Below are 8,732 nucleotides of genomic sequence, written 5' to 3' on the forward strand. Positions count from 1 at the left end.
CCATTATGTGCATTAACAATAATGGATCTGACAGAATCTGTTCCAAAATCAACTCCTATACAATAATCTTGATTTGTCATTTGACTCTGTTTAATGGTGCTGCAATGAAATGTTTTTAGCGTCAATCTTTTTCCCTATTCCTTTTATAGCATACCAGGCAATAAATGCGAAACATACCATTGGTATGATAAAGGCAATAGACATCCCAAAGTGATCACCTATAAGGCCCATTATCGGCGGACAAAACGCGCCACCTGCAACTGCCATTACCAAAAATGACGCTCCTTTTTTGGTTAACGGCCCTAAATCATATATACCCAAGGCAAAGATTGTCGGAAACATGATCGACATAAAGAAATAAGTAAAAAATAGGGCTACTACAGAAAACCATCCTATCTCTAATAATACTATAAATACCAATACTGTATTAACCAAGGCATATATTCCAAGGAGTTTCTGCGGCGATAAATATTTCATCATATATGAGCCAGATAAGCGGCCTATCCAAAAAAGGCCCATGCCGCCAATTGCAAGAATAAGAGATGCTGCCTGCTCAGGATTTTTTGGTGTAAACACTTCACCAAACCAACCTAAGTGTTGCATTATATCCTGAACTGGTCCTGTTACATTAGGTATGGTCTCTGTTACATAGTTAATAAAGAACGAATTAACACCGGTTTGGGCAGCCACATAAAGAAACTGCGCAATTACAGCCAATACAAAAGCCGGGTGCTTCAGTAAATTGCGCATCGGCGGATCTTCGGCTGTTTCGGTGTCACTGGCTTCTTTCACTTCAGGAAGCTTGATGAGCATAAAAATCAATGCAACAACCACAACGATTCCACCAACCATCATGTATGGCTTAACCATGGAATCGAATTTATCTACGCCAGGCGTATGCTCGGTTCCAAAGATGAACAAGCCGCCCATTAAAGGGCCCAATATCCAACCTAAACCGTTAAAAGATTGAGAAATATTGATCCGTCTTGCGGCATACTCCTTTGGCCCAAGAATAGTTGAGTAAGGATTGGCTGCAGTTTCCAGACAAGCCAGTCCGCATGCCAGTACAAATAATGCAAGCAGAAATGGTATAAATGCTTGTAGTTTAGCTGCCGGGTAAAAAAGAAAGGCACCAATGGCAAATAAAACCAGCCCTAAAATGATTCCTTTTTGATAACCGAATCGCTTCATAAACAACCCGGCTGGCACAGCCATAGCCAGATAACCGATGTACAATGAAAATTGTATAAAGCCAGATTGTGCTTTTGATACATGCAATATATTCTGAAAATGCTTGTCCAGCACATCCAACAAACCATGTGCAAAACCCCACAAAAGGAATAAGCTGCATATGAAAATAAAGGGCATGAGATAACTCTTGCCGGTTTCTGTTCTGAACAGTGAAGTTGATTTTTTATTCATCAGATAGGTGCTTAACTGTATAATGATCCGTAAACTTGACATGCCCTGTAATCCGAGCCTTCGGTATCCATTCCAAATGAAGACCATGCTGAAGGGCGAAAGATATCGCTTGAAGCAACATTATGCATGTTTACCGGAATTCTGAGCATTGAGGCCAGGGTGATCAGATCAGCTCCAATATGCCCATAACTTATCGCTCCATGATTGGCGCCCCAGTTCGACATAACTGAATAAACGTCTTTAAAAGCACCGCTTCCGTTTAAACGCGGAACAAACCAGGTTGTTGGCCAGGTACGGTCAGTACGTTCATCCAATACCTTATGTACGTTTTCAGGTAAATCCACTGTCCAGCCTTCGGCAATCTGAAGTACGGGGCCAAGGCCCTTAACCAGATTTAGTCGGCACATGGTTACGGGCATCTCTCCCTTGGTAAGAAAATTGGATGAATAGCCTCCCCCACGAAAATAGTCGAGATTTGCAGGATACCAAGTGGTTGCTTTCAGACATTCCTCAGCCTCTTGTTCATCAATGCTCCAGAACGGCTTCATCACAGGTTTGCCATTCACTGTTTGTCTTCCTGTGCCATCCAAAGTTGCTGAGCCTGAGTTTATCAAATGAATAAATCCAGCCTCTGCAAGGTTATTAGGCTTCCAGCCAGATACCCGTTCTACAGCCTCCGGACTCCAATAAGTACGTACATCAGCAAATATTTGCGCGGTATTGGTCAGAAGATAATTAAATAGCATAGAAACGCCATTTAGTGCATCATTTTCCGTTGCAACCATATAAGGTGCCCTTATTCCGTTCCAATCGAATGAAGAATTCAGTATGGCTTCAGGAAAATCCCCGTTAGGTAAGAAATCTGTCCATTGGCGTTGCCCCTGGAAGCCAGAAACAATTGCATTATGTCCCTGGGCTTCTTCAGCATAACCAATTTTAACAAGCGCATCATTCCCAATCATCAGATCGCGAATAATAAGCGTCATCTTAATTACGAATTCCCAATCTTTGTCTTTCTCTTCTCTTGATTTCACTTTCTCAGACCGATTGAAATCTTCTCCTTCCAGGCAGTATTTTTTGGTCCATTGCAAAGCCTTCTCGTATTCTTTCTGATCAAATATATTCTGTTGTATGCGTCTTAAAACTTCAGAGGAATCTACATATTCATTGCGCATGCCCAAATAGTCCTGAAAGAAATCAGCATCCACAATTGAACCTGCAATTCCCATAGAAACTGTACCTATAGCCAGATATGACTTGCCCTTCATAATTGCAACAGCTAAACCACTTTTCGCAAAGCGAAGTAGTTTTTCTTTAACATCGGCAGGAATCACAGCGTCTCCCAGGTCCTGCACATCAGTTCCATAAATCCCAAATGCTGGCAAGCCCTTCTGATTATGGCCTGCCAATGTTGCTGCCAAATATACTGCGCCTGGCCTTTCTGTGCCGTTAAATCCCCAGATTGCCTTAGGCAATAGCGGATCCATGTCCATAGTTTCTGAACCATAGCACCAGCATGGCGTAACCGATAATGATACTCCTACATTATTATCTCTGAATTTTTCTGCACATGCAGCTGCTTCTTTAACTCCGCCAATACAGGAATCTGCGATGACACATTCCACAGGGCTGCCATCAGGATACTTCAATTCTTGCTTAAATAATGCTGCTACTACTTTGGCCATATTCATTGTGGTATCCTCCAGGGATTCACGAATGCCTCCCAAACGGCCATCTATTATAGGCCGAATGCCTACCTTAGGGTATTTGTTCATATTCTGATCTTTATTTGGTTAAATTTCGGATAAAGGCTGGTGAGATATTGAAGCGCCCACCAGCTATCCGAATACATGATTTTAATCTTTAAACGCTCCCGCTATCTCGTCCAGAGATACACCAAGAACCTTTACTGCAATTTCATTTAAAGCGGTTCTGTCCCCTGTAAAGTGAAATACAYTATGCATGTGCGTGTGTTTTTCTCCTGGTTTCAAGAATGTAGGCGGCGATACACTTTCTAATTCGTAAAAAGGTCCCATTTGCGAGCCATCTGCTAAAGGTCCATCATTATAGGCATTCATGGCATCGCCAGTAAATGGATCTTTGTCTGGTGTCCATTCCTGGTTTAAGTATTTTGCCTTGTTGTTTATGTCAAACATCGTGATGGTAAGCACATTCTGGTCCGCTGCATAACTACCGGCAACATTTTTAACCCTACCAGGAGGAATGCCGAGTTTGCCACGTGATTTACCATCGGCTTTGAACAACAGAATTCCATTCTTGTAAGTGATACGGTTTTTAGCAATCTCTCCAAAATAATCTGTAGTAGCTACTTTACCGGTGGCACTTTCAATATATGGAATAACAATTACAGTTTTAGGTGATGGACTAAACATGTCTAAACTCCAGATACAAGGAGCCCCTGTTTTCTCTGTCCATTCATTGGTGCCGCTATTAGTGATGGTATTTTGTGTTTTAAAGGCAACAGAGCTCACTTTACCAGCCAAACTAATATTTAATACTTTCTCGATGTTATTCTTTTCCAGAATCTCTACATCTCTTTCCAGCTTTATCTTAAGGTTAGTACCCGCATAATTCTGCAACTCCATTTCTTTATTTAACGACGCGCGCTTTCCGTCAGATTTTACCAATGTCCAGCTTTCACTGTCAATTCCTGCAGGCGTGTGCCAATTGTCGAACACCATCGAATCACCCTTTTTAAAATAAAGGGAAAATTTCCCACCCTCCGGGCCAAGCCACAAACGGTCTTCACCACCATAAGCGTTCATATGCGGGTCCAAAGGTTTGCCAAAGGCTTTATAGTTAACCCAGCCAAAACTTTTGCCATCAAGCCCTTCGGCAGTTGAAGTAAATACCTTTGCCTGATATTTTGGCGATAAAGCAAGCTGAGCGCTTCCGTCATCATTCTTTAAAACAACTATACTGTCATTTTCATTCAAAAAGTTTAAATCGTAGCCAAACGTGCCCTTTTCAAAAACCTTCATATCATTTTGTTTTTTTGTGGTCGACTGACAAGATATGATCATCATTCCTGCCAGCAATAGTGATGGAATTTTCAGCAATTTCATGTTCTGAGTTTTAAAGTGTCAGGATTAATTTACTTCGAGTTCATCTCTCGAAGGGAATTTAGGGAAATTACCATGAGGTTCCGTCTGGTACCAATAAGCAACAGTCATGATATCTGATTTCTGTGCCAGATACCTGCCACCATCTCTCCATCCCAGATCCTGAATGGTCACCTTAAGATCTTTATCAAATCGTATTGGATCCATGATGTGCCATCTGTACATTCCAAATCTCTGCTGCGCCTTATAGGTTCCGTCTGGCCTGATTACCTGATGTAAACCGGCATATGGAGTACTGTATTCTGTATATTTACCGCCTCTGTCGAAATTATAAGATCCGCAGAAATAATCCTCCGTTCCTGTTCCGGCTATAGTAGGATATTCTTTATCACCATCTAAAAAGAACTTAATTTCACCTTCTCCCCACCATCCATTATTGTTTACACCAAGTCCCATATACAGGCCAACAAACTGCCCTTTGCCTTTTACGCCATCAATTATAGTATGAACAGATGTGGTGTTAGGGTTCGATCTTCTATATTGTGCATGAAAATAAGCTTCATCATCCGCAACTGGAGTAAGTGTGTAATTTACCTGATAATATAACCTCATATCATCTTTTGGATTAATGTTTTCAAGAGTGATTTTGCATTTCTTTCTGAAAGGCATTTTCCAGTAGCAGTTAAAAGCACTTCCCGGGTTAACACTTACAGGCAGGGAGTTTAATGGAGCATATTCTCCCCATCCCATTCCAAAGAATGCACCTACAGGAGCTTCAATAGAAGGTTCTTTCTCATCGTCCCAGTAAAAGCGCAAAATAGAGAACTGCCAGTTTCCTGTGGGTGTCATCCAGATCTGCTGTATAGCACCCGGACCTTCCATTTCTGCGATAGTTACGGTTTCTCCGCTTTTAACAATTATAAAAGGATTCACTTTCCAGCCAATTCCCAAATCACGGGCTTCGTTTGCTGCATTGGCTACATTACGTTGCCCTTTACTTTTTACGGGGTCAGCCATTCCGCCTTTGCCTTTTTCGCCGGTGAAATTCTCCGGACTAATAGACCTGGTTTTTGCATCAGATAATCGAGACAGATTACCAAGATTCATATCAAGGCCATCAAATTTCTGGGGTTTTTGCGCAACTGCCGGTAGAACAAAAATGGTTGCGATGATTAGTAATAAAAGCTTTCTCATAATTTTAAATTGCGATGTACCTCGGCTACTTAATACGCTTTTCTCTTGAAATTGTGTACTCCAAATAACTGAAATTTGAATTTGCTTACACGTTTAAGCTAAAAAGGATAAAAAAAAATGCTGAGCACTTCGGTTTTAAATGGTTTATAATTTGATTGTGTAATCAAACTTAAGCTTAAACGTTTAAACGAACAAATATTTTTTTATTTTTTTTTTAGGGTTTGATGTAACATTCTCGTTCTAGCATGTACACAGGGAATTAAATTAATCCTTTTTAACCGTAGCGCTTGATTGTCTAACAATTAATTTAGATGGGATGCTTATCTGAGTATTGAGACTTTTCTTATCAGCTATGTTTTTAATTAAGATCTGAACAGCCTTTTTACCCATTTCAAGTAATGGCTGCTCTATATAGGTTAAGGGAGAATAAAAGAAATCAAAAGCTTCACTCTCATCAAAACATACAATAGCTACATCGTCAGGAACCCTATACTGCATTTTATTTAACGATTTCAATCCTTTTAAAGTAAGGGTATTTGTTGCAAAAAATAGCGCATCCATTGCAGGATTCTGAGCAAACAGTTCACGAATACCCACTGCTATCTCTTCCTGGTTAGCATTAAAATCAACTGTTTTGATCAACGGAGTTTTAGCTTTTAACAGCTTATTATCCTTAATTGCATCAAGGTAACCCCGCTTTCTATCCAGCATATGAACTAAATCTGTTTTATAAGCGACCATGCCGATATTTGTTTTTCCCGCTGCAATTAAATGGCTAACAGCATGATAAGAGGCCTCATAATTGTTAGTCACCACATAATTGGTGTCCAGGCCTTTAAAATACCTGTCGATAAGTACCAGTGGAATATTGTTCTTTAGAAGTGCCTCAATCTGGTCTTGTGAATTTTCAGCCGGTGCAATGATAAAACCATCAACCTGCCTTTCTGTTAAAATATTAATCAGGTTTTGAGATTTCTCTGCATTTTCATCCGCACTTGCAAAAATCACGGTATAATTAAATTTCTTCGCCTCGTCTTCAACATTCCTTGCAAGATTAGCAAAGAACGGATTGGATATGTCTGCGACAATTAATCCAAAAGTATGCGATTTTCCTGTTTTCAGGCTTTTGGCGATCTGGTTAGGCTGATACCCCATCTCCACAGCTGTATCTCTTATTACCTGGGCTATTTCTTTTCCAACACGTGCTTCTTTTTCTTTATTATTTAGCACGTAAGAAACCAGCGCGGTAGAAACACCCACAGTTTGTGCAATATCTTTGATGGATACCTTCTTCTTCATTGCGTAAAGGTATGCTTAATCGATTAACATAAAAATATTAATTGAAACATTTGTTTAATTAATTTCAGACTTTTAGTATCACTATCTTGAAAACCAAATTGATTAGTGCTTTTCAGGTAGCTATTGTAAAGAATTTATCACGAAGCAAAATTTGAATTGATCAAAAAGTGCATTCTCACCTGCTTAAATGCCATTTCTGAAAATCTATCCAAAGCTTTTTAATGGAATTGTTGTAGGAAATACAAAAAACTGCTTGTTTGTTTAAACGTTTAAGCTTAAGTTTGATATACACCAATTATAAATCATTTTTTGAACCGAGATCGCTTCGGAATTTTTTTGATCTTTTTGCTTAAACGTGTAAGCAAGTATTAGGGATACGCGGTCCCTGGAATTTTTGCTTATGTTTTAGCTAATATCATTGAGACGAGGCACTCCTATTTTTCTAACTATGGAGAACACTTACTGCGCTCATTTTTTAACCATAAACCAAATTAAATTTTTATGAAAGGTCACCAGAACACTAAAACGAGTAATCGTTATGGTGGTAATGCCAGAGTAGTATTAAAGATTTTTTTCTTTTTCTTACTTGCAAATTACCACCCACTGAAAGCAAACGCTTTTCAGGTAAATGCAACACAACAATCTCGAATTATTACAGGAACAGTCAAGGATGATGCAGGCATCCCGCTACAGGGTGTAAGTGTCACTATCAAGGGGGAAACTGCAAAGACACAAACTGATGCAAACGGAAAATACAGCATCAGCTTACAAAGCACTGGTTCCCATCTCATCTTCACCTACATTGGGATGGAAACCAGAGAAATTCCTATTGGCTCTGGCAATGTTTATAACGTTACCCTACTTGATGACAGTAAAACATTGGAAGAGGTATCCATATCTACGGGTTACATGACGCAAAAAAAGGCTGATCTAACCGGGGCCATAAGTGTAATCTCGAGAGACGATTTTGCAAAAAATCCCAGTGCAAATGTCATGAGATCTTTGCAGGGAAAAGTTCCAGGCGTTTTTATTACAACAGATGGTAACCCTGCTGAAAATGTGGGGATTCAAGTACGTGGCATTACCTCTATGAACTCCTCTCCTGCCCTGATTGTGTTGGATGGTCAGCCTGTTACTATTAATCTGAGAGACATTAATCCAAATGACATCGAATCTATGCAGGTATTAAAAGATGCAGCATCGGCTTCAATCTACGGTTCCCGCGCTGCAGGTGGTGTTATTCTCATCAATACAAAAAAAGGCAGAAAGGGTGATAATACAAAAATAACAGTTGATAGTTATGTTGGTGCTTCCAAAATAACCGGAGTTCCGGATATGCTTAATGCAGTGCAGTATGGCCAGGGTTTATGGCAGGCAACCGTTAATGATGGCGACGATCCGGGTCCTGGTAACATACGTATTTATAACTACGACTGGAATCGGGATGCCAACGGAGTTCCTGTACTAAACAAGGTCACTCCCATAGAATGGTTAAATGCAGATCATACCATGCCTTCGTCAGATACAGATTGGTTTAAAGAAGGAACCAGAACTGGTTATCAGCAAAATCATCAGCTAACTATATCCAGCTCAAGCGAAAGGTCAACCAGTCTTTTCTCTTTAAATTATTATGATAATAATGGTACACAGGTTACCTCAAATTTTAAACGCTATTCAGCGCGTTTTAATAATGATTATGACCTGTTAAAAGGCAAACTAACTATAGGCGAAAAT

At 39.9% G+C, this 8,732-nt stretch carries 6 protein-coding genes; 1 reads left to right on the plus strand and 5 read right to left on the minus strand.

What is annotated here, in order from left to right; genetic code table 11:
- Window positions 1-90 precede the first annotated feature (90 nt).
- From fucP to AC1DG9_RS18740, 5 genes are all read right to left on the minus strand, one after another.
- Entirely contained in the window at window positions 91-1,422 is a 1,332-nt protein-coding gene (fucP, locus tag AC1DG9_RS18720) for an L-fucose:H+ symporter permease (protein ID WP_172662740.1), read from the minus strand.
- 11 nt (window positions 1,423-1,433) lie between these two features.
- Window positions 1,434-3,197 carry an L-fucose isomerase gene (locus AC1DG9_RS18725; RefSeq protein WP_288881696.1) on the minus strand — a complete coding sequence of 588 codons (1,764 nt, stop codon included), beginning with the start codon at window positions 3,195-3,197 and terminating at the stop codon, window positions 1,434-1,436.
- 81 nt (window positions 3,198-3,278) lie between these two features.
- On the minus strand, window positions 3,279-4,508 hold the full coding sequence (locus AC1DG9_RS18730) for a DUF6786 family protein (protein ID WP_477635027.1): 1,230 nt from the start codon (window positions 4,506-4,508) through the stop codon (window positions 3,279-3,281).
- A 24-nt stretch (window positions 4,509-4,532) separates the two neighbouring features.
- A complete protein-coding gene (locus AC1DG9_RS18735; RefSeq protein WP_048905699.1) occupies window positions 4,533-5,699 on the minus strand; it encodes a glycoside hydrolase family 172 protein in 1,167 nt (388 codons plus the stop codon).
- A 264-nt stretch (window positions 5,700-5,963) separates the two neighbouring features.
- Window positions 5,964-6,998, minus strand: a complete 1,035-nt coding sequence (locus tag AC1DG9_RS18740) for a substrate-binding domain-containing protein (protein WP_172662736.1) — start codon at window positions 6,996-6,998, stop codon at window positions 5,964-5,966.
- A 501-nt stretch (window positions 6,999-7,499) separates the two neighbouring features.
- Between AC1DG9_RS18740 and AC1DG9_RS18745 the strand changes: the two genes are divergently transcribed.
- On the plus strand, window positions 7,500-8,732 hold a 1,233-nt coding region (locus AC1DG9_RS18745), incomplete at its 3' end, for a TonB-dependent receptor plug domain-containing protein (protein ID WP_477635028.1).

This window comes from Pedobacter sp. 05L430 (assembly GCF_056397585.1).